General features: G+C 54.7%; 13 protein-coding genes and 1 pseudogene. 12 read left to right on the top strand and 2 right to left on the bottom strand.

Annotated elements, in window-relative coordinates:
• Positions 1-42: 42 nt before the first annotated feature.
• Together NTU47_03630 and NTU47_03635 are read left to right on the top strand one after the other, a co-directional pair.
• The gene (locus tag NTU47_03630; GenBank protein MCX6132885.1) at positions 43-2,754 is read left to right on the top strand and encodes a protein kinase; all 2,712 of its coding nucleotides are present in this window, start codon (positions 43-45) and stop codon (positions 2,752-2,754) included.
• A gap of 238 nt (positions 2,755-2,992) precedes the next feature.
• Positions 2,993-5,671, top strand: a complete 2,679-nt coding sequence (locus tag NTU47_03635) for a protein kinase (protein MCX6132886.1) — start codon at positions 2,993-2,995, stop codon at positions 5,669-5,671.
• 87 nt (positions 5,672-5,758) lie between these two features.
• Here the strand turns inward: NTU47_03635 and NTU47_03640 are convergent, their stop codons facing one another.
• Positions 5,759-6,013 (bottom strand): hypothetical protein, encoded by a 255-nt coding sequence (locus tag NTU47_03640; protein MCX6132887.1) that lies wholly within the window; start codon positions 6,011-6,013, stop codon positions 5,759-5,761.
• Between the two features lie 104 nt (positions 6,014-6,117).
• Here NTU47_03640 and NTU47_03645 point away from each other — a divergent pair, with 104 nt between their 5' ends.
• The 6 genes and pseudogenes from NTU47_03645 (at position 6,118) to NTU47_03670 (ending at position 13,215) form a co-directional block, all read left to right on the top strand.
• Positions 6,118-6,471 carry an STAS domain-containing protein gene (locus NTU47_03645; protein MCX6132888.1) on the top strand — a complete coding sequence of 118 codons (354 nt, stop codon included), beginning with the start codon at positions 6,118-6,120 and terminating at the stop codon, positions 6,469-6,471.
• A 151-nt stretch (positions 6,472-6,622) separates the two neighbouring features.
• Positions 6,623-7,807 carry an MFS transporter gene (locus NTU47_03650; protein ID MCX6132889.1) on the top strand — a complete coding sequence of 395 codons (1,185 nt, stop codon included), beginning with the start codon at positions 6,623-6,625 and terminating at the stop codon, positions 7,805-7,807.
• 196 nt (positions 7,808-8,003) lie between these two features.
• A complete protein-coding gene (locus NTU47_03655; protein MCX6132890.1) occupies positions 8,004-10,058 on the top strand; it encodes a tetratricopeptide repeat protein in 2,055 nt (684 codons plus the stop codon).
• A 62-nt stretch (positions 10,059-10,120) separates the two neighbouring features.
• Entirely contained in the window at positions 10,121-10,879 is a 759-nt protein-coding gene (locus NTU47_03660) for an antibiotic biosynthesis monooxygenase (GenBank protein ID MCX6132891.1), read from the top strand.
• A 224-nt stretch (positions 10,880-11,103) separates the two neighbouring features.
• Complete coding sequence (locus NTU47_03665; GenBank protein ID MCX6132892.1) at positions 11,104-12,738, top strand: DUF2339 domain-containing protein; 1,635 nt, start codon at positions 11,104-11,106, stop codon at positions 12,736-12,738.
• A gap of 18 nt (positions 12,739-12,756) precedes the next feature.
• Positions 12,757-13,215: pseudogene (locus tag NTU47_03670) on the top strand (PP2C family protein-serine/threonine phosphatase).
• 191 nt (positions 13,216-13,406) lie between these two features.
• Here the strand turns inward: NTU47_03670 and NTU47_03675 are convergent.
• Positions 13,407-14,390: a c-type cytochrome gene (locus NTU47_03675; GenBank protein ID MCX6132893.1), complete on the bottom strand. Its 984-nt coding sequence runs from the start codon at positions 14,388-14,390 to the stop codon at positions 13,407-13,409.
• A 362-nt stretch (positions 14,391-14,752) separates the two neighbouring features.
• On the opposite strand from NTU47_03675, the gene NTU47_03680 reads away from it, so the two are divergent.
• From NTU47_03680 to ggt, 4 genes are all read left to right on the top strand, one after another.
• Positions 14,753-16,981: a M28 family peptidase gene (locus NTU47_03680; GenBank protein ID MCX6132894.1), complete on the top strand. Its 2,229-nt coding sequence runs from the start codon at positions 14,753-14,755 to the stop codon at positions 16,979-16,981.
• Between the two features lie 258 nt (positions 16,982-17,239).
• Positions 17,240-17,839 carry a DedA family protein gene (locus NTU47_03685; GenBank protein ID MCX6132895.1) on the top strand — a complete coding sequence of 200 codons (600 nt, stop codon included), beginning with the start codon at positions 17,240-17,242 and terminating at the stop codon, positions 17,837-17,839.
• Between the two features lie 21 nt (positions 17,840-17,860).
• Positions 17,861-19,159, top strand: coding sequence for an amidohydrolase family protein (locus NTU47_03690; protein ID MCX6132896.1), 1,299 nt, complete (start codon positions 17,861-17,863; stop codon positions 19,157-19,159).
• A 275-nt stretch (positions 19,160-19,434) separates the two neighbouring features.
• Complete coding sequence (ggt, locus tag NTU47_03695) at positions 19,435-21,168, top strand: gamma-glutamyltransferase (protein ID MCX6132897.1); 1,734 nt, start codon at positions 19,435-19,437, stop codon at positions 21,166-21,168.
• Positions 21,169-21,338 lie beyond the last annotated feature (170 nt).

Genomic DNA, 21,338 nt, shown 5'->3' on the forward strand with positions numbered 1-21,338 from the left:
CGTGTCATTGAGCCACTCACCAATTAACTATTCCCATAGGGTATGATCGGACAAACGATTTCGCACTATACGATCCTTGAAAAGCTTGGCGAAGGGGGCATGGGCGTTGTCTACAAAGCCCAGGACACGAAACTCGACCGGTTCGTCGCGCTGAAGTTCCTTCCCTCTCACGTTTCCACCAACGCAGAGACGAAAGCCCGCTTTCTTCAGGAAGCTAAGGCGGCCGCCGCTCTTAACCAAAATAATATCTGTACAATCTATGGTGTCGATGAATCAAACGGTACGATGTTTATCGCCATGGAGTTCATCGAGGGGGGCACGCTCCGGGAGAAGATCCCGTTCACCAAGCTCGACGACGCCCTCACTGTGGCTGCCCAGATCGGTGACGCGTTGCAGGAGGCGCATTCGAAGGGGATCGTTCACCGCGACATCAAGGCCGACAACATTATGCTGACCTCCAAAGGTCAGGCCAAAGTGATGGATTTTGGATTGGCGAAGCTGAAGGGATCGCTGAAACTTACCAGGACATCCAGCACGGTCGGCACACTTGGTTACATGGCCCCGGAGCAGATTCAGGGGGGTGAAGTTGATCACAGGAGTGATATCTTTTCTTTCGGCGTTCTCTTCTTTGAAATGCTGACGGGCAAGCTTCCATTCCGGGGTGAACACGAAGCGGCAATGGTCTATTCGATTGTGAATGAAGAACCCATGCAACTCGATCAGCTCCGCCCGGAGGCATCCTCCCTTCTCTCCAATTTGATACTTCGATGCCTTGAAAAAGATCCGGCTGATCGGTTTCAACACATGGATGATATCGTCAGCGAACTGCGGCGTGCGCAGAAGAAGACAAGCAAGGTGGTGCGCAGCTCGGCATACACACCCGTTCAGCACGCGGCTGAGGAGACAATGTCAGGCGATATTCCACAACCGGCTGTTGCACAGGCTCTCCCAGTCAGGAAGAATCCGTTGATGCGGTACGGCATCGCCGGAGGTGTGATCGTCATCCTCGCCGCCGCAGCGTGGCTCCTCCTTCCCCATTCACGGCCCAAAGTAAACCCCGATATGACGACACGGGTCCTCCAGGTTCCGTTCACGCAGTATTCCTATCCCGGCATTTCGCCTGACGGCAACTGGGTCGCATTCCCCGCCGCGGACGTGAACGGTAAGTGGGACATCTATTATATGCATGTAAACGGAGGAGAACCCAGGAAGATCACTTCTGACGCGACTACGTTCATTCAGCAAGCGGCCGATATTTCTTTCGACGGAAGTCAAATCGTCTACACGCGGCCAAGTGACGACACCAAAACAAATGATGTTTTTGCTATCTCGGCCCTTGGCGGCACAAGCCGTAAGCTCGCGACGGGGGGCGACACTCCCCTCTGGAGACCCGATGGAAAACGCGTAGGATTCATCCGAACCCCCAATAGTGACACCAGATCGGAATCCGGGATGGTGGAATTCTGGTCGGTGAACGCTGACGGGTCGGATGCGCGCAGAGAATATAGAGATTCACTGTTCGTGGTTAAGGGGGGAGATTATCGGTACAGCTTCTGCTGGTCTCCAAACGGAAATTCGATCGCGTGGATCCGGTCTCATTCCGGCTCTTCGCAGGTCATTATCATTCATGATCTCCAGACCGGCGGCGAACGTCAACTGACCGCCGGAAAGGAGAACATCGACTCGATCGTGTGGACCGTCGATGACCAGATTATTTTCTCTTCGAACAGAGCGGGAAACACAAATCTGTGGACCGTCCCGGCCTCAGGTGGAGAAGCACTTCAGGTGACAAAAGGCGGGGGTCCCGATATCGGCATGAGCGTTTCCCGTTCCGGGAAAACACTCATGTACCTTCAGCAACAACCTGTCGGATATTTGTGGACAGCCAATCTGGATGGGTCATCGCTCCGACAAATCACCTTTGATGACAGGGAAATCTGGGAACCAACCGTCTCGCCTGACAAGAAGCAAATAGCATTTGTCATGAGAGACCCCGATCCGCTGAAAAATAACACGGACCTTTACGTTGTGGATCACGATGGCAGCAACCGGCGCCGCCTGACGACAGGAAACACTGTCTCGCGAGTCCCGTCCTTTTCTCCTAACGGGCAAAAGATCATGTACAGCGTCCCGCCAACAAACCAGGGAGCTGATACCTCCACGTTCAGCATCTACGTGGTGGATGTCGACCACCCGGGCCCGCCAAAACTTGTAGGAAGCAATTTTGGCGTTGATTGGTTCGATGATAATCACATTCTGATCGTCGATAATGTCCGTGTCCGATCCTCTATAGCCTCACTGTCCGGAGGTCCGACACGCCGGTTCTTCAGCGATTCCGTGTTCGTCTGGTCGGTATGGGACAACCGGCACCTTGTGTATTATGATCGTCACTCCGACAAACGAGGATGGTGGGTTGTAGAGACCGAGAAGTTTGATGCCACAGAGCTTCTCAAACAGACGGGGGACATCGTTACACCAATTCTCCGTGGCCCCGCAAGGAAAATCGGTGCCCCTCCCGGCCCGTTCTCGAACTACACATCGCGTTCATCCTCATCCGGATTCATGCTGCAGTATGCCGGGCAGGGCAAAATCCGGAAGATCTGGTTTACCGGGCGGACGGAAGAGGCCTTGCCGGCGGCCTTCGCCGGTGTGACAAATCGATCGATCAACATTACTCTCGACGGGAACGAGATAGTGTATGTTACTCCGAGGTTAAGCGCACGACTGATTTTGGTGGAGAATTTGTTCAAGTAGAAACACGTGATCGGGTCATCGGGTGAGATGTCCATCGGATCATCGAGACAATTATCAATTCACCGATGAACGATTTAACCATTCCTGTACTCCTCATGGTTGGTCAAACAATTTCACACTATCAGATTCTTGAAAAGCTTGGAGAAGGCGGCATGTTCCAAATTTCCCCACGAGCGCTTTTTGCGAGTGGTTGGAAATTTGAGAATCCGCCGAAGTGGAACGAAGGCGGAGGCGTGTCATGATCGGCTCAACGATCAGTCATTTCAAGATTCTGGAGAAGCTCGGAGAAGGCGGTATGGGCGTCGTCTACAAAGCCCAGGACACCAAACTCAACCGCGCTGTTGCCCTTAAGTTCCTCCCCGAGCATTTGTCCGCGTCAGAGCAAGAGAAGGCCCGCTTCCTCCAGGAAGCCCGAGCTGCCGCATCCCTCAACCACCCCAACATATGTACTATCTACGGCATCGATGAATACGATGGACGATTGTTCATCGCGATGGAGCTGGTCGAAGGCCAATCGATGCGGGATAACAAACAGCCCATTTCTGTGAAACAGGCCATTGACATTGGCGCTCAAATCGCCGATGGCCTTGCTGCAGCTCACGAGAAAGGCATTGTCCATCGTGATATCAAACCCGAAAACATTATGATCCGCAAAGACGGTATCGTGCAGATCATGGATTTCGGACTGGCCAAGCTCAGGGGATCAACACGGCTCACGACAGCCCGCAGTTTGCTCGGCACGGTTGGTTACATGTCTCCGGAGCAGGTGCAGGGACTGGACATAGACCATCGTACAGACATCTTCTCGCTTGGCATTATCCTCTATGAGTTTATTTCCGGTCAATCGCCGTTCAATGGAGTGCACGAAGCTGCTATTATTTATGAGATCGTCAACGTCAATCCAAAACCGATATCTGCCATCATCCGCACTATTGACATTCGCGTAGAGCAGGTTGTTCTCAAGTGCCTGGAAAAAGAACAGACTGAGCGTTACCAATCTGTCAAGGATGTCGCCGTCGATCTGAGGCGTATCAAGCGTGATTCAGACGCACTGCATGCATTTTCTGCCGTGCGCGACATGCCGTACTCGACGCCATCGACTTCCTCGAGCGACCGCAGTACAGATCGCATCGAAAGTGCCACACAGAGAAAGCGTCAATGGTTGTGGGTTCTCGCAGCAACTGTTTTCTTTTGCTCCACCGCGTTGTTCGCGATTCGTGATGAATTCTTTCAATCTTCTACCGCACCTTTTACCGTCAAGGCACTGATTCTGCCTGCCGAGATTGGAACGCTGTCGTCCACCGGCCCCCTCACACTCTCTCCGGACGGCCACCGACTCGTATTCTCCGGAAGGGATGCAAACGGCAAGAAGCTTCTCTGGATCCGGTCCATAGACGATGTGCAGGTTCGCCAGCTGCCGGGGACCGACGATGCCTCGTATCCATTTTGGTCTCCGGACAGCCGTTCCCTCGGATTTTTCGCCGAAGCAAAGCTCAAACGGCTCGATGTTGAGGGCGGATCGGTTGTCACCATCTGCGAAGCGAGAGAAGGCCTTGGAGGATCCTGGAGTTCGGATGGAAGTATTCTTTTTGCCCCTTCGTCGCAATCGCCGATTTTCCGCGTCCCTGCGTCAGGCGGCACTGCTGTGGCCTTGACGCAACTTGACACGATCAAACAAGAAACCTCTCATCGGTGGCCGTACTTTCTTCCCGACGGCCGGCATTTTCTTTTCCTCTCCCGGACAACAACGACAGGTGTGCGCGGGGATGCTGATGCTATCTCAGTGGCTTCACTCGACGGAAAAGAACGGAAATTCGTCGTCCAGTCGACCACGAACGCAGCATATGCAGATGGCTATGTGCTCTGTACAATCGCGGGCAAGCTCATGGCTCTTCCGTTCAACCCTGCGAAACTTGTTACAGAAGGTGATCCTATCTCACTGGTTGAGAGGATACAAATCGACGCCGGTGATGGTTCGGCAACTTTTTCGGTTTCCAATACCAATCTCCTCACCTATCAATTCAGGAGTTCGCTGACGGGTTCGCAGCTCATCATGTTCGATCTGTCTGGAAAGGAGGAGGGACATGTCGGTGATCAGGCAGCATACTGGGATGTGCGCTTTAGTCCCAACGGCAAGCTTCTCGCATACGCTCTGAACGATCGCTTGTCCGGCAACCTCGATATTTGGATTTATGAACTCTCCAGCCGATCCAAAACCCGATTCACCTATAACAACGCCCCGGATCGCCTGCCCGTCTGGTCGCACGACGGGACGCAACTTGTCTTCGCGTCCAATCGGAAAGGGGTCTTCGATCTGTACAGGAAGAAACTGGGCACGGGACAAGAAGAGCTCCTGTTCGAATCTAACGAGAATAAGCAGCCGTTTGACTGGTCAGCCGATGGTAGATTCCTCGCGTATGTGACGACAACGGCCTTGAAGACGCGATCTGATATCTGGGTATTACCGATCGCCGGGGATCGAACACCGATACCGTTTCTTCGGACGGAAGCCAACGAATGGGATCCTCACTTCTCCCCCGACGGGAAGTGGATGACATACTGTTCAGATGAATCCGGAAGAAATGAAATATACGTTCGCCCCTTTCCTGGACCGGGCAATCCATGGCAAATCTCACCTTCCGGCGGGTCACGGCCGCGGTGGACGCGAGACGGGTTAAAGATCTTCTACATGGACCCGCAGAGTTATGTAATGCTCACAGAAGTTGCCGCGAAGGATTCACGGGTCGAGGTGGGAAAGAGCAGGGTCCTCTTTCACTCATATCCGAAAGAATATGCAGGCGTGTACGACGTTTCGCCGGAGGGCCGGAGAGTCGTTGTAAATTCGCTGGGCACGAGCGAGATTTCGCCTCCAACGACGTTAACGGTAAACTGGACTGCTCTGGTCAAAAAGAAGTAGTGCTCTCTGATGGGGTCATCGCGAGATCGGGCCAGCGGAAGGTCGATCGATCCAGGCGTTGAAGCGCCCGAGCAGCGGGTTTATCGCTTATGGCTTTGTTTTGGCAGAGAGACGTGCGAGGGCTTCGCGGAGAATTGCAGGCCATTCACGCTCGAAGATCTCACGGTGCCATTGCAGCCCCGAGCCGGCAAGAAAACCGATAATGATGTTGCCGACATCTTCGCGGTGCGCGCTGATATAACCGGGGTCCTTCTCCAGGAATGCACTCACCCGGCGCACATAGCGCGAGGCGGGGGGCTTGAGAAGAAACCGGACAGCTTTTTCTTTTGGTGTTGTAGGCATGACGTACGTGGCAGAGGTTCTTGCACAAGAGTAGGAACTCTTCAGCTCAAAATCAATCGCAGAGCCAGCGAGCGTGAGAAACTGGCCCGGAAGGACAATAGAACGTGACCATCAAAGAACAACGTCGCGGCAAGATCGGCGTCCTGAGCCTCAGAGGGTCTTTTGTCGGGAGACCCGATGTCTCGGTCTTCGAGCAAGCCGTCTTCGGACTCCTCAAAGACAAAATCCACTTCGTCATCCTCGACCTGTCTCACCTCAAGTTTGTCGACAGCGCCGGGCTCGGCGCGATGATCTCGGCAATGGTCTCCGTCGGACGGCAAGAAGGCGCCCTCACGCTGGCAGGAGTTCAGGGTGAATTGCAGAGAATTGTCTCGCACATGCACCTCGATCGGGTGTTCGAAGTCTTCGAATCAGTCGAACACGCCGAAGCAAGTATCGCCAAAAAAGTGAAAACTTGAGCATCAACTGGTTCCGTTACCAAGGGCTTAAGGCCTTTGGCAATTGTCGGTGGGGGACGCCTTGAAGCATCGTTCGCCCAGTCGCGCTGCCAACGTTCACTCAATCGGAGAAGATAGGTTGACCCACCCGTCACTCAGAAACAAGCGGCGAATGCTCTTCGTCATAGCTCTGTGTGAATTCTTTGGCATGTCAGTATGGTTCTCCGCGTCGGCGGTCATACCTGCGCTCACCGTGAATTGGCATCTCACGGGATCTGACCAGGCATGGCTTACAATGTCTGTACAGATAGGATTCGTCGTGGGAGCCTTCGCATCGTCTCTGTTTAATCTGGCCGACTATGTTCCCGGCCACCTGCTCTTCGCTGTCACGTCCTTCCTGGCAGCGCTTGTCACGGGACTCATTCCGTTCCTGGCGATCGGCCTCACGGTAACGCTGCTCCTTCGTTTTCTCACCGGACTATTGCTTGCTGGTGTCTACCCCGTAGGCATGAAGATCATCTCCACCTGGACCATGGAGGACCGTGGTTTCGGAATTGGGCTTCTGGTAGGAGCGCTCACCCTCGGATCAGCTGCGCCGCACTTGATCAACACGCTCGGCGGAATCACAAGCTGGCAGCCGGTGTTGTACTCTTCAGCCGGTCTGGCTTTCGTGGGCGGTATGATCACACTCCTGTTTGTCCGTGAAGGCCCATACCGTACTCCGTTTCGACACTTCAATTGGAAGTATGTAGGGCAGATCTTCCGGAAACGCGAGCTCGTGCTCGCGAATCTCGGTTATCTCGGTCACATGTGGGAACTGTATGCAATGTGGGCGTGGACTCCGATATTTCTCTTCAAAAGCTTCGGAATCAGTTCCATTCAGCCTGTGTGGGGAGGGCTCGCTGCATTCGCCGTGATTGGTGTTGGAGGAGCAGGAAGCATTGTCGCCGGAATTCTTGCCGACAGGTTCGGCCGGACCACCATTACGATGATCTCGATGGTGATCAGCGGCTCGTGCGCACTCTGTGTGGGATTTCTCTTCGGCGGAAATCCGATCCTGCTGCTTCTTGTTTGCCTTCTCTGGGGTTTTGCCGTGGTTGCGGATTCAGCTCAATTTTCGGCGTGCGTCACGGAATTATGTCAGGCGGACTATGTCGGAACTGCGCTCACATTGCAAACGAGCCTCGGATTCTTACTGACACTCATCACCATTCGTCTGATCCCGGTCCTTGTCGATCTGGTGGGTTGGTCATGGGCATTTGCATCCCTCTCGATTGGCCCCGCAGTCGGAGTCATTGCCATGAGTAAACTGAGAAACTTGCCTTCCGCGCAACGCCTGGCCGGGGGAAGAAAGTAAGCGACAACGCGACGGAGGAGAGCTCCCGTATGGAGTAAGTCCGGCAGTACAACGCCGAGCAACAAACAATAATAACGTACTATCAGCCTTGGCGACGAGTCGAAAACATACGAAACCATCACACACTAGGTCCCCACGAGCAAAGAAGCCCGCCGCGGCCTCCAAACCCGCGGAACAGCGCAAGCTCGCGGTTATCATGTTCACCGACATGGTCGGCTACAGCGCGCTCACACAGAAGGACGAAAAGCTCGCTCTTCGCCTGCTTGAAGAACACCGGGCAATAGTTCGTCCGCTCGTGACGAAGCATGGCGGTCATGAAATCAAGACCATTGGTGATGCCTTCCTCGTGGAGTTCGCGAGCGCGCTGGCTGCGACCGCGTGCGCGATGGAAATCCAGAAGACCCTGTTCGAGCGATCAGCATCGAAACCCGACTCGGAGACGATTCGTCTCCGGATTGGTTTACACATCGGCGACGTCGTCTATAAAGAGCATGATGTATTCGGCGATGGCGTCAACATCGCTTCCCGCATCGAACCACTCGCCGAACCCGGTGGCATCTGTCTCTCCGAGGACGTTGCCAGACAGATCCAGAACAAGATCGATTACTCTCTGGTCCGGCTTGGCAAGGGGGAATTGAAGAACATCAATCTCCCCGTGGATCTGTACCGCATCATCCGTCCCTGGGAAAAGCGCCGGTTTGGCTTCCTCGACCGCGTGATGTTTTTCCTCGCCCGGAAGAAGCCGCGGAGAATTGCCATCGCGCTCATACTGGCTTCCGTGCTCATTGCTGCAATCCTGCTGCGCCCGTCAACGCCCCCCAACGGCCCATTGCCCACAAACAGCGTTGCCGTGCTCCCGTTCGTGAACATCGGTACAGACAGCCGCGACGAGTACTTCGCAGAAGGAATGACGGAAGAATTGATCTCGTCCCTCTCAAAAATCCGCGACCTGAACGTCATCGCCCGTACCTCCGTTGCAAAGTTCAAAGGCGTCACACTCGATATCACGGAGATCGGGAATGCCCTGCATGTCGGTTCGATTCTTGAGGGGAGCGTGCGAACGTCTGGGGACGAAGCCCGCATCAGCGTCAACCTCGTCGATGTTCAAAGCCAGAAAACCCTTCTCACTCGTGAGTACACCCGATCCATCAAAGATGTCTTCGCGATACAGAGCGATATCGCCCAGAGCCTTACCCATGCGCTCAGCATTCAGCTCCTTTCCGGTGAGAAAGAGTCTCTTGAGAAAAAAGGAACAGAGAATAGCGAGGCCTACAGGCAGTACCTGCTTGGCCGCTTCCACCTGAGCAAGCGTACCGGTGATGAAGTTGTAAAGGCGATTACCTTTTTTGAACAGGCGGTCAGCCGCGATACGGCGTTCGCCCTCGCATATGCAGGACTGGCGGAATGTTATACGCTTGCGGGAAATGCCGGGTACGGTTCTTTGCCGCGTAATCAGGCGATAGCTGCTGCGAAGAAGTTCGCAGGGAAGGCGATTGCCCTCGACGAATCTCAGGCTGAAGCCCATGCCTCGCTGGCATATGTGAAGTTTCGGATCGATTGGGATTGGGGTGGTGCGGAAAAGGAATTCAAACGGGCACTCCAACTCAAGCCCGGCTATGCCCGGGCGCATGAATGGTATGCATTATTTCTCTCCATCATGGGTCGGTTTGACGAGGCGATGGCCGAAATGCTGCGCGCACAGGAACTTGATCCACTTTCCGCCAGCGTGAGTACAGGCATCGGGCGCATCTATCATTTTGAGTACAAGATCGACCAGGCTATTGTGCAGTTCAACAGAACCCTCGATCTCGATCCTGAATATGCTGAGGCGTATTTTGGACTGGGAATGACTTATATGATCGCCGGACGATATGAAGAATCCATTGCCGTCACCAAAAAGGCCATTCAGCGTTCCGGGAGCCGCCTGGTGATGTTGTCGATGCTCGGCTTTGCAGAAGGCCTCGCCGGGCACGAGGAAGAAACCCGGAGAATTATTCGAGAGCTGCGTGATCTTTCAAAGAAATCCCATGTCTCTCCGTACTATTTCGGGATTCTCGAAATGGGTCTTGGGAGAATGGATGAAGCATTCCGGTACTTCCAGCAGGCATACGAGGAACGTGACGGAATCTTGATTTTCCTCGCGGCGGATCCCATCGCGCAACAAGCATGGAACGATCCGCGTTTCGTCGCACTGTCGAGGAAAATGGGGCTTCAGGTGCGCTCACCGCGTCCGGTCTCCAAAGAGCATTGATTGCGAATCGTCGCTTCAACGTGTCACGATTTATCATGTCGGACTTGAGAGGAGGAAGAACCATGTTCATGCGTCTCGTTCAGGTCAAAGTGAAGGTGGAGATGGTCGAAAAGGTTGGCGGTGTGTACAGAGAGAAAATTCTTCCCGGACTCAAGCAGACGCCCGGGTGCCTCTATGCAAGCCTCATCCGAAGCACTTCCATTCCAGACGAAGCGATTTCTCTCACTCTCTGGGAAACATCCCGGCACGCCGAAGAGTACGAACAACAAGGCACGTTCCAGCGCTCGCTCGCTGAGGCTCAGCCGTATCTGGCCGAGACATCAGAATGGAAGGTACAGCTTTCCAAAGACCTCACACTTGAATATGCTCCTGTACCGGAGGAACCGGTCATCCGTTCCTTCGAGGTCAAGAGCCCCTCGATCGAGCCGCCCCCCGCCTCGATGCAACGGGAACACCTCTATGTTCGCCTACTCTCCATGAAGCTCCAACCCGGCAAGAAGGAGGAATTCACGCGGCTTTATGATGCCGAGGTTCTTCCCGTGCTCCGCAGCGTCGCTGGCTGCCGCTATGTTTTCCTCACCGAGGGAGTGGAGGAGCGAAACGAGGTTATTTCGCTCACCATTTGGGATACAAGGGAGTCAGCAGACGCGTATGAAGCAAGCGGGCTCTTTCGGAAGCTCACCCGCAAGGTTCAGCACACATTCTCTGAACTCTATCAGTGGAAAATGGCTGTCGAAAAACGCTCTTCTTCGCGGGTCACAACCACCGAGGATCTCAACGTCAAAGGTTATGATGTTGTGAGTGGCACGATTTTTCAGTAAGGTTGCGTTCGTGTCGTTGATCGCCGTTTCTCAAGCGACCCGATGTACCGTTCTGGAGGCGATGTCCACAAGAGACTGATGAGCAGCACGCAACCACTTCCTCGTTTCGATTGTCTATGGGAGACGGAAGAAAGCACGTGATAGTGGCGAATGAGAAATTCCCGCAGCTCACATGAACGCAGTACACATCGTACCGCATCGACCAGCAGGAAAGGAACTCAAGCATGGGCGAATCGCCTGAGAATCTTCCGCATGAGCAATTCCTTGAACATCTGCGCGCACTCGAATCCCGCATCGCGCGCATCGAAGCACATCTCGACATTCCGCAATCTGCACCCGAAGAAGATTCCAAGGCACTGCCAGCCACATCGGTCGCCGTCGAAGACGATGAAGAGCTGGAGCTCCAGGTCGGTCAGAACTGGTTCGCGAAGGTCGGTATTGTCGGTCTCGCCCTGGGGATTGCCTTCCTCCTTACGATGCCGTATGATGGATTCCCTTCTTTCCTCCCAAGCCTGTTCGGCTATGCCCTGGTTGGTGGGATCTTTCTACTTTCACGTTATTGGAGAGAATCATTTCAGCAGATTTCACGGTATCTACTCGGCGGAGGGCTTTTGCTCCTCTATTTTACGACACTCCGGCTCTCGTATTTCTCCCCCTCTCCTGCCCTGACGAGTGGTTCCCTGGAATTAAGCCTGTTGCTTCTCGTCGTTTCCGTGAATATCCTCGTCGCGATGCGACGCGCATCGATGTATCTCGCCGCATTCAACCTGACGCTCGGATACCTGACTGCTCTGCTTGGAGGCGGCACAGCTTTCGTTCTCACGGTCCTGGCAATTCTCTCAGCTCTGACGGCCTACCTTTGCATACGATTCCACTGGAAGGGTCTCCTCACATTCGGTATCGGCATCACGTACCTCACACACTTCATCTGGACAGCAAACAACCCGATCTTCGGTCATCCTCTTCAGTTCGGCCTTGTTCCGCAAATTCATCTGGCGTTTGTTCTGATCTATGCGATGTGCTTTGCAGCGCCGGCCCTCCTGCGCGAGAAAGACTCGCCGGAAGATGCTTTTTCGATACTGAACAGTTTTGTCAATGGTCTTCTCGGCTTCGGTGTTTTTGCCATCTCGACGCTCGCCGGACCGAACGGCGGGATCACTGCCTGGAACTCCGCGGCCTCCGTCGTTTTTCTCGCCGTCTCCATTGCCTTCTGGGTTCGCCTGCATAGCGTGTACGCGACGTTTGTTTATGCGATGCTCGGCTATGCCGCCCTGAGCGCTGCGATCGTCGCCCGGTTTCCAATGCCCGATTTCTTCGTCTGGCTTTGCTGGCAGAGCATCCTCGTCGTCACCACCGCGGTCTGGTTCCGTTCACGATTCATTGTCGTCGCAAACTTTGTCATTTACCTTATCATCTTTGCCGCATATCTCTTCGCCGCCCCGACTGTAAGCAGTATCGGCGTGAGCTTTGGCATTGTGGCACTCTTGAGCGCGCGCATCCTGAACTGGCAGAAGAATCAGCTTGCCCTGCGAACCGAGATGATGCGCAACGCCTATCTCGCCAGCGCTCTTCTCTTTCTCCCGTACGCATTGTATCACTCCGTTCCTCCGCAGTTTGTCAGTGCCTCATGGCTGGTCCTCGCATTGTTCTATTATATCGGCGGCCGGCTGCTCAAGAGCAGAAAGTATCGCTGGATGGCGCTGCTGACGATGTCGCTCACCATACTGTACCTCTTCATCATTGACCTCACCACCGTCGACCCCATTGTTCGTATCGTATCGTTCCTGGTCGTCGGGAGCGCACTGCTTGCAATATCGATGGTATACAGCAGGAAGAGAAGAAAAACTGAACCGACCTGATCGAACGATCTCCCGCCCGGTCAATGCCTGCGACGTACGAACCGTCTTTTGTATCAAAGCACAAGTTCGGAGAATGTCGCAACCCTTTTCTATGCGATCCGCGATGCCCGGCGTCACACACTGTTGTTCTCGAACGCAGGGCACGACAATCCGTTTGTTCTCTATAACGGGATCGAAACAAGGAGGTTGAACACCGGAGGTATACCGTTGGAAATGCATGAGGATTTTGTATGCGAAGAAGAGACGATTTCACTGGAGCCGGGCAATCTGATTGTGATGTGCTCCGACGGGATCGCAGAGGCAATGAACACAGACCAGGAACCGTTCGGCGAGCAGCGACTTGCCGCTGTTGTTGTCCAGCCCGATCGGCTCACCCCGCAGGAGGTCATAGGCAAGAGGCTCGAAGCAGCGAAGGAGTTTACCGGCAGCACACTGCAGTCCAACGACATGACCATCGTCATGATCCGGAGGAAGTGATAAAGAAAACCGCCAAGACACAAAGCTCGCCGAGATGATATTGAACATGCTCTTGCAACGAACATTCGAAAGAGAGCTTGTCGTTCTTGTTTACCCCGACTTGTCCCGATGATTTCTATCGGGACGATTCTTGTCGGGGGCGACTTGGCGGTTTAGCCCTTCTCCAGTAAGGCTTTTAGCAACCTCCTGAATTACTTCGCCGCCTCGGTATACTTCTCGACCTTGTTCTTCACCGGAGTAACCGTCCGGAGATACTTGTAGATCGCTGTAAGATCGCGCTCTGTCATTCCCGCGTACATCGTCCACGGCATTACCGAATTGTACCCTACGGCTTCGGGCTTTAGAGTCCGGGCTTCGGCGTTGTCATAGAACTTGAACCTGTTTACAAAATCGGTTTCGGACCATGCTCCGATGCCTGTCTCTTCATCCGGCGTAATGTTCGCGGAGCGGGCAACTGCCCCGTTTGGGAAGGGGAATCTGAAACCCCCGGCAAAATCCATCCCCGGCAGAGGTTTCCCTTTCACTTGTTGAGTGTGACATTCTGCGCACGAGGCGGCGTTGACAAGATACTTGCCGTAGGCATACGCGTTCGACGTGTCGGGTTCCGGCTGGGGAGTTCGCTTCAAGGGAATCGTCCGCACAATGAGATTCATCGGAGCATTCAGCACGGTCTGCGGCGGAGTGTTCTCGATCGGCTTCAGTGTGCGGACGTACGCGATGATCGACAGGATATCCTCTTCGCTCATCGTGTTGAACCGTGTGTACGGCATGATAGGAAACATCGCTTTGCCGTCTTTGTCGACACCTGTGGTAATTGCCCGATACAGAACGCCATCGCTCTGAGAGCCCAATCCGGCTGGCGTGATGTTGTGGGCATAGATCATCCCGGGAAAGCCGAGCGTCTCGTCAAAGCGCTCGCCCCCTTTTCCTTCGGTGCCCGGTACTATCGGACCGGCAAAGTGACTCCAGTCGCGGGTTGAATGGCAATCGATGCACACCGAAACGTGGTTCGCGAGATACGATCCACGGGCAATCCGCTCGGGCGTCGAAGCCACGGAGAGATCACGCACCGGGCCAACATCGGGATATCCCAGGTACAGATATCCAAGGCCAAGGACAACCAGCGCTGCAACAATCCCAAGACCCCACGCAACAATTTTTAGCACTTTCTTCATACCTCCTCCTGGAATGTTTGATGAGAGAAGTGTTCGAACATACATCTTCTGAACCTTGCCAACCTGGATTTCGTTCCCGCCCAGGTATGAGCGGCAGGTCAACACAGATCAACTCCAGCCGGAAATCAGATAGTGTCGTTGCTCGACGATGGTCCATTACTACCAGAAAGCGCAGTACACCCGGAGGTTGAACAGATGATACGTCGTGAATTGTACACGCTTCATCTATCCGCCGAAGTGCCCAGGCAGATTGTTCACACCTTGCTTGTTTGGCGACGAATCTTCATATTTCTTCCGTTACTGCAAGCCGATTGATAGCCCGCCTTTCAGGCCTGAAACGAATTCCCCTATCGGAGGATTGTATGAGATTCTGCTTTGTCGCTTTCATGCTGCTGCTTGGCACCGCGTTTGTCACGGCTCAGAGCCAGAAATCTGACTGGGAGGTCAAGTTCCGTGCGATTCCCTCCGCCGAGCGCCAGCTTGAATACATGCAGCACCTGTCCGCCCGTCCCCATCACGTCGGATCTCCCTACGGCAAAGAGAATGCTGAATGGCTGGCTGCAACATACAAGCAATGGGGACTCGATGCGCGCATCGAATCGTTCAACGTTCTCTTCCCCACCCCAAAAGAACGTCTCGTCGAGCTCGTTGGGCCGAACAAATTCATCGCCCTGCTTCAGGAACAGACTTTCAGTGTTGACCCCACCTCCGGACAGAAGAAGGAACAATTGCCTACGTACAATGCCTACTCCATCGACGGAGATGTCACCGGTCCGCTGGTGTACGTCAACTACGGCATTCCAGAAGACTATGAACAACTCGAGCGGCTTGGAATTTCGGTGAAAGGCTGCATCGTTATCGCCCGCTACGGCGCTTCGTGGCGTGGTATCAAACCGAAGCTTGCGGCGGAGAAGGGCGCGATCGGCTGCATCATCTATTCTGACCCGCGCGAAGACGGGTACTTCCATGGCGATGTGTTTCCCGATGGGCCGTACCGTCCCAAGGACGGCGTCCAACGCGGCAGCGTCATGGACATGCCTCTCTATCCCGGCGACCCGCTCACACCCGGTATCGGCGCAACCGAGAATGCCAAACGGCTCGACCTCCGTGAAGTGAAAACTCTGACGAGAATTCCCGTGCTTCCGGTTTCGTACGCAGACGCCCAGCCGCTGCTGGCATCACTGAAAGGTCCTGTGGCACCGGCCGGCTGGCGCGGCGCACTCCCGCTGACGTACAAAATAGGGCCCGGCCCGGGAAAGGTGCATCTCAAGATCAAATCGAATTGGAATGTCGAAACGATACGCGACGTCATCGTCACGATCCCAGGCTCGACGTACCCGGACGAATGGATTGTGCGCGGCAATCATCACGATGGATGGGTCAACGGCGCCGAGGATCCGATCTCCGGGCTTGTTGCGGAGATGGAAGAACTCCGGGCGTTTGCCGAACTGATGAAGAACGGCTGGCAGCCAAAACGGACGATCATCTACTGCGCGTGGGATGGTGAAGAAGAAGGATTGCTCGGATCGACTGAGTGGGTTGAGACACACGCAGTCGAGTTGAAGCAGAAGGCGGTCGTCTACATCAATTCCGACGGAAACGGCAGAGGATATCTCGGCATGGAAGGATCACATTCGCTTGAGAAGTTCATCAACGGTGTCGCTCGCGACATCGAGGATCCGGAGAAAAAGATTTCTGTCTGGAAACGGAATCAGCTCCAGCGGCTCGTGAATGCCCGCTCCCCGGAAGAACGAAACGACATCCGCTCGCATACCGATCTGCGTATCTCCGCCCTCGGCTCAGGGTCGGATTACACGGCGTTCCTCGATCACCTCGGCATCGCGTCACTGAATCTCGGGTACGGCGGTGAGGATGGCGGAGGCATTTATCATTCGATCTACGACGATGTGTACTGGTTCACGCATTTCGCCGACACAGATTTCAGCTACGGGCGCGCGCTCTCCCAGACCGTCGGCACGGCAGTCATGCGCATTGCGGATTCCGATGTTCTTCCATATGAGTTCAACAATTTCACTGAAACTGTCCGGCGGTATCTCGACGAATTGAAAAAGCAATTGAAGGAAATGCAGGATCAGATAAAGGAACGCAATCAGCAAATTGCCGAGGGAGCATTCACGGCCGCCGCCGACCCGAAGGAGACGTTTGTTCCGCCAAACGTGGAAGAAGTGCCGCCGTACATCAACTTCGCGCCGCTGGAGAACGCGGTTGACCTCGTCGCGCGAAGCGCCGGGCGCTACGACAAGGCCGCAAAAAGGCTCGCACAGGCTTCAACTCCACTTGCGAACGATGCCCTCAAGGGAATCAACCAGAAGCTCATACAGAGCGAGCGGAATCTTACCAATGCCGATGGCTTGCCCGGGCGTCCATGGTTCAAGCATCTGATTTATGCGCCGGGATTTTATACCGGATATGGCGTCAAGACGATTCCCGGCGTGCGTGAGGCCCTCGAGCAGAAGCATTGGAAAGAAGCGGAAGGAGAAGTTGTGCGCGCAGCAAACGCCTTACGCGAAGAAGCGGCGCTGATCGACTCTGCCGCCGCGGATCTTGAAAAGGCGCTGCAGGGGAAATAGCGGTTGCAGCTCGGCCTTGAGGTCGAGGACTGAGGGTCCGTCGCACAGAGCGTTTCGTGCAGCGACGTTGAATTCAACGTCGCTTCCAAAAACCACCCCTGGACCAGCCTCAAACTGGTGAATATCGAACACCGAACAATCGAACTCCGAACAACGAAGTTTGAGGGTTGCCCCGACCTTTAGGTCGGGGTTAGAATATCCAAACAAAAACCTGAGGGGCTTTAGCCCCACCACAAAAAGAACAGGTTTACAGATTACATGCCCCTCGAAACCATACAACACTGGATAGACCTGTACGGATACTTCGGCTTGTACTTCGCCCTCGTCTTCGGCATCGTCGGCCTTCCCATTCCTGATGAATCGCTCCTGACGCTCTCTGGCTATTTCATCTCGACCGGAAGGTTTCATTTCGCCCCCACGTTTTTTGCTGCGATTCTCGGAAGCCTGACCGGTATTACCCTCAGCTACTGGCTTGGACGCGCAGGCGGGTACCAACTCGTGCACAGGCACGGCCACAGGATTCATCTGACTCCGGAGCGGTTGCTAGCAGTCAATCGCTGGTTCGATCGCATCGGAAAGTGGACGCTGACGATCGGCTATTTCATTCCAGGCGTCCGGCATTTCACAGCCCTTATCGCTGGCGCTTCGCAACTCCGCTATCCGCTTTTTGCACTCTTCGCCTACACAGGCGGATTCATCTGGTCCCTTACGTTCATCACGCTCGGATTCTACTTGGGCGAAACCTGGACCACGAGTTTTCACTCAGGCTACTGGCTCCCGATCACCGTCGGTGCCGTGGTTGTGCTCATCATCATCGGCACCGCCTGGTACTTCAAGAGCAGAAAAACTCAACAATAAGCCCTTTCTCAAGGAGGTTCCATGAAGAAACTCGCCACCATCGTTCTCCTGCTGTTCGCTATGCAGGTGGGGATCGCTCAAGGCTCCGTCACTGCGGTCAAATGCGGAAAACTGATCGACGGGAAATCGGATGCGGCAATCGAGAATGCCGTCATTCTTATTGAGGGGAACAAGATCAAAGAAGTCGGGAAGGACGTTTCCATTCCGACAAATGCCAAAGTGATCGACCTTTCGAACGCGACCGTGATGCCGGGGCTCATCGACGCACACACGCACATCCTCCTCCAGGGGGATATTACCAACGACGACTATGCCGTTCAGATTCTCAAGGAGTCCATACCGTACAGGGCGCTGCGTGCCTCGCTCTCCTGCAAGACCTCTCTTCTCAACGGATTCACGACCCTGCGTGACCTGGGTACTGAAGGGGGAATGTATGCGGATGTCGACCTGAAGAAGGCGATCAACAACGGAATCATTGTCGGTCCACGCCTCTTTGTGGCAGGGCGAGCCATCAACTCAACGGGGCACTACCTGCTCTCGAACAGAGAGTACACATGGGAGTGGAAAGTACCGAAGGGACTTATCGAGATTACGGGGGCGAATGAAGCACGACGTGCGGTCCGCGAAGAAATCTCCTATGGGGCCGATTGGATCAAGATCTATGTGGATCGAAGTTACTACCAGCTGCCCGACGGATCGTACCGCAGCCTGCAGAACTTCACGCAGGAGGAACTCAGCGCACTCGGCGACGAAACAGCGATGCACCGCAAGAAAATGTCAGCGCACGCCGTGACGCGGGACGGTATTATTCCTGCGATCAAAGCAGGTGCTGCCTCTGTGGAGCATGGGTTCGGCATCGACGACGACTGCATCAAGCTGATGATCGAGAAGGGGATCTACTGGTGTCCGACGATCCACGTCAACGAATTTGTCGCTGAGGGGCGTGCGGCCGTGGGCAGCATGATGAACAAGACGTTCTCCCGGACTCTGCCGGCAACATTCAACAAGGCTCTCAAGGCAGGCGTCAAGATTGCCTTCGGCACCGATGCTGGAGGTTTCGACTGGACCGAAAACGAAGCGAAGGAGTTTTCGTATATGGTGAAGTGGGGGATGACTCCGATGCAGGCGATCAAGTCTGCGACGGCCGTCGCAGCCGAGCTCCTCGACATGAAGGGAAAAATCGGCGAGATCTCCCCCGGAGCCTTCGCAGACATCGTCGCCTCGAAAGATGATCCGCTGAAGAATATCAGCGTCCTCGAGCACATCGGGTTCGTGATGAAGGATGGGAAGGTGTACAAAGATGAAGCAAGCAAGAAGTAGCCTCGAAATTCATTTCGAGACCAATGGGAGACGTTCTGGAGAGTTCACGGAAATAAACAGTGACGAGCGAGTAGCCCGAAATTCACTTCGGGGTTGTCATAGTAATTGTTCGTGAGAAGCGAACCGTGAGACAGTCACGGAAAAACGTTTACCCTGAGCGAGTCCCGACGCATTGAAGTCGGGACGAGTCGAAGGGTCGGTCGGAACGCTGTCAAGAGGCACAAGAGAGTGAACCTTGTCGGTCGGAACACCGTTCCGACCACAGAGCAACCAACATGACTGATTTGCCCAGCGGACTCTATGCACCGAAAGGACCCACCGGCGCAATGCAAAAAACCCTTGTCACCATTTTCCTTCTTATGCTCGCTCTCGTGAACGACGATCTCGCGCAGGATCGCACTCAGGCCCGATCCATGGTTGTCACGAAGTACGGCATCGTCGCGGCAGAGAGCCCCCTCGCGGCACAGGTCGGTGCGACAATGCTGGCCGATGGCGGGAACGCCGTCGATGCGGCCATTGCCACAAACGCCATGATGGGACTTGTGGCTCCGATGAGTAACGGTATCGGCGGCGACCTGTTCGCAATCGTCTATGATGCGAAATCGGACAAGCTGTACGGCCTCAATGCAAGCGGCTGGGCCCCTGCAGGACTTACGATCGAGTTCCTGCGCAGCAAGGGGATGACCACTATGCCCTACCGGGGGATTCATTCCATGACTGTCCCCGGAGCGGTCGATGGCTGGACGAAACTGCAAGAGCGGTTTGGAAAACTGCCGCTCCGGAAACTCCTTGCCCCCACGATTCAGTATGCGGAAGAGGGATTTCCGGTAGCGGAGCAGGTCTCTGCTTTGTGGGCAGGTGAAGAACAGCTGTTGAAAGGTGAACCGGCTGCGGCGCAGACCTTTTTGATCGATGGGCATACCCCGAAGCTCGGCGAAGTATTTCGCAACCCGGAACTGGCCCGAAGCCTCAAGGCGGTGGCTGCACAGGGACGTGACGCGTTCTACAAAGGGGATGTCGCAAATCTCATCCTCGCATGCTCACAGCAGCACGGAGGAACACTTGCGGCTGCTGATCTTGCGATGTATTCCAGCGAATGGGTCGAACCCATTTCCACGACATACCGCGGCTGGTCTGTCTACGAATTGCCTCCGAGCGGCCAGGGAATTGCCGCGCTGATGATGTTGAATATGCTGGAGAACTTCCCTCTCACCAGCTTCAAACACAACTCTGCTGCTGCGCTGCATGCTATGATAGAAGCGAAGAAGCTGGCGTATGCTGACATGCTGCGCTACGTTGCAGACCAGCGATTCGCCAAAACCCCCGTTCAGGGAATGCTGGACAAGAAATACGCCCTCGATCGCTCCAGGCTCATCGATACCACAAAGGCACACTGCAACGTCGAAGCGGGAAAGCCGCCTGCGCCGGGTGACGACACCATTTATCTCTCAGTGGTCGACAAAGACGGAAACATGGTTTCGCTGATCCAGAGCAACTACGAGAATTTCGGATCCGGCGTGGTGCCCGAAGGGGCCGGCTTTGCTCTGCAGAACCGTGGCGCATTGTTCACTCTCGATGCCCAACACCCTAACGCGTTGGCCGGACACAAACGTCCACTCCACACGATCATTCCTGCTTTCATGACAAAGGGGGATGTGAAGATTGCTTTCGGAATTATGGGAGGGTGGAATCAGGCTCAGGCGCATGTGCAATTCGTCGCGAACGTCGTCGACTTCGGGATGAACATACAGTCAGCTCTCGAGGCAGCGCGGTTCAGGAAAACGACCTTCGACGGGTGTGATCTTCAGATCGAATCCCGCGTCCCTCCTTCCGTTCGCGCCCAGCTTGAATCGATGGGTCACAAACTCGAACTCCGCGGCGATTTCTCACCCGTGATGGGAGGCGGGCAGGCGGTGATGAGAAACTTCACTACCGGAGTGAACTTCGGCGGGTCGGATCCAAGAAAAGACGGGGCGGCAATACCGGAACCGGCCAAAAAGCAGTTTTGAGTTCTGAGTTTGAAGTTTCAAATTGAGTGGCATCGGGAGTTGATTGCCAATAGCCAGCAGCTAACGACCGCCTACTTGTGTCGTCCGGCCAGAAGTTGACAGAGTTGGTTAAGTGTTCATGCAGCATATTTCATCTCTGGCGTCATCATGGCCAGACTCAAGTGTGGACG

Source organism: Ignavibacteriales bacterium, from assembly GCA_026390595.1.
In the GTDB taxonomy this organism is placed as follows: domain Bacteria; phylum Bacteroidota; class Ignavibacteria; order UBA10030; family UBA10030; genus UBA9647.

Bases quoted from the DNA above. Each gene is read 5' to 3' on its own strand.
- NTU47_03630 (MCX6132885.1), top strand. From the start codon at position 43: ATGATCGGACAAACGATTTCGCACTATACGATCCTTGAAAAGCTTGGC.
- NTU47_03635 (MCX6132886.1), top strand. From the start codon at position 2,993: ATGATCGGCTCAACGATCAGTCATTTCAAGATTCTGGAGAAGCTCGGA.
- NTU47_03640 (MCX6132887.1), bottom strand. From the start codon at position 6,013: ATGCCTACAACACCAAAAGAAAAAGCTGTCCGGTTTCTTCTCAAGCCC.
- NTU47_03650 (MCX6132889.1), top strand. From the start codon at position 6,623: ATGCTCTTCGTCATAGCTCTGTGTGAATTCTTTGGCATGTCAGTATGG.
- NTU47_03655 (MCX6132890.1), top strand. From the start codon at position 8,004: ATGTTCACCGACATGGTCGGCTACAGCGCGCTCACACAGAAGGACGAA.
- NTU47_03660 (MCX6132891.1), top strand. From the start codon at position 10,121: ATGTTCATGCGTCTCGTTCAGGTCAAAGTGAAGGTGGAGATGGTCGAA.
- NTU47_03665 (MCX6132892.1), top strand. From the start codon at position 11,104: ATGGGCGAATCGCCTGAGAATCTTCCGCATGAGCAATTCCTTGAACAT.
- NTU47_03675 (MCX6132893.1), bottom strand. From the start codon at position 14,390: ATGAAGAAAGTGCTAAAAATTGTTGCGTGGGGTCTTGGGATTGTTGCA.
- NTU47_03680 (MCX6132894.1), top strand. From the start codon at position 14,753: ATGAGATTCTGCTTTGTCGCTTTCATGCTGCTGCTTGGCACCGCGTTT.
- NTU47_03685 (MCX6132895.1), top strand. From the start codon at position 17,240: ATGCCCCTCGAAACCATACAACACTGGATAGACCTGTACGGATACTTC.
- NTU47_03690 (MCX6132896.1), top strand. From the start codon at position 17,861: ATGAAGAAACTCGCCACCATCGTTCTCCTGCTGTTCGCTATGCAGGTG.
- ggt (MCX6132897.1), top strand. From the start codon at position 19,435: ATGACTGATTTGCCCAGCGGACTCTATGCACCGAAAGGACCCACCGGC.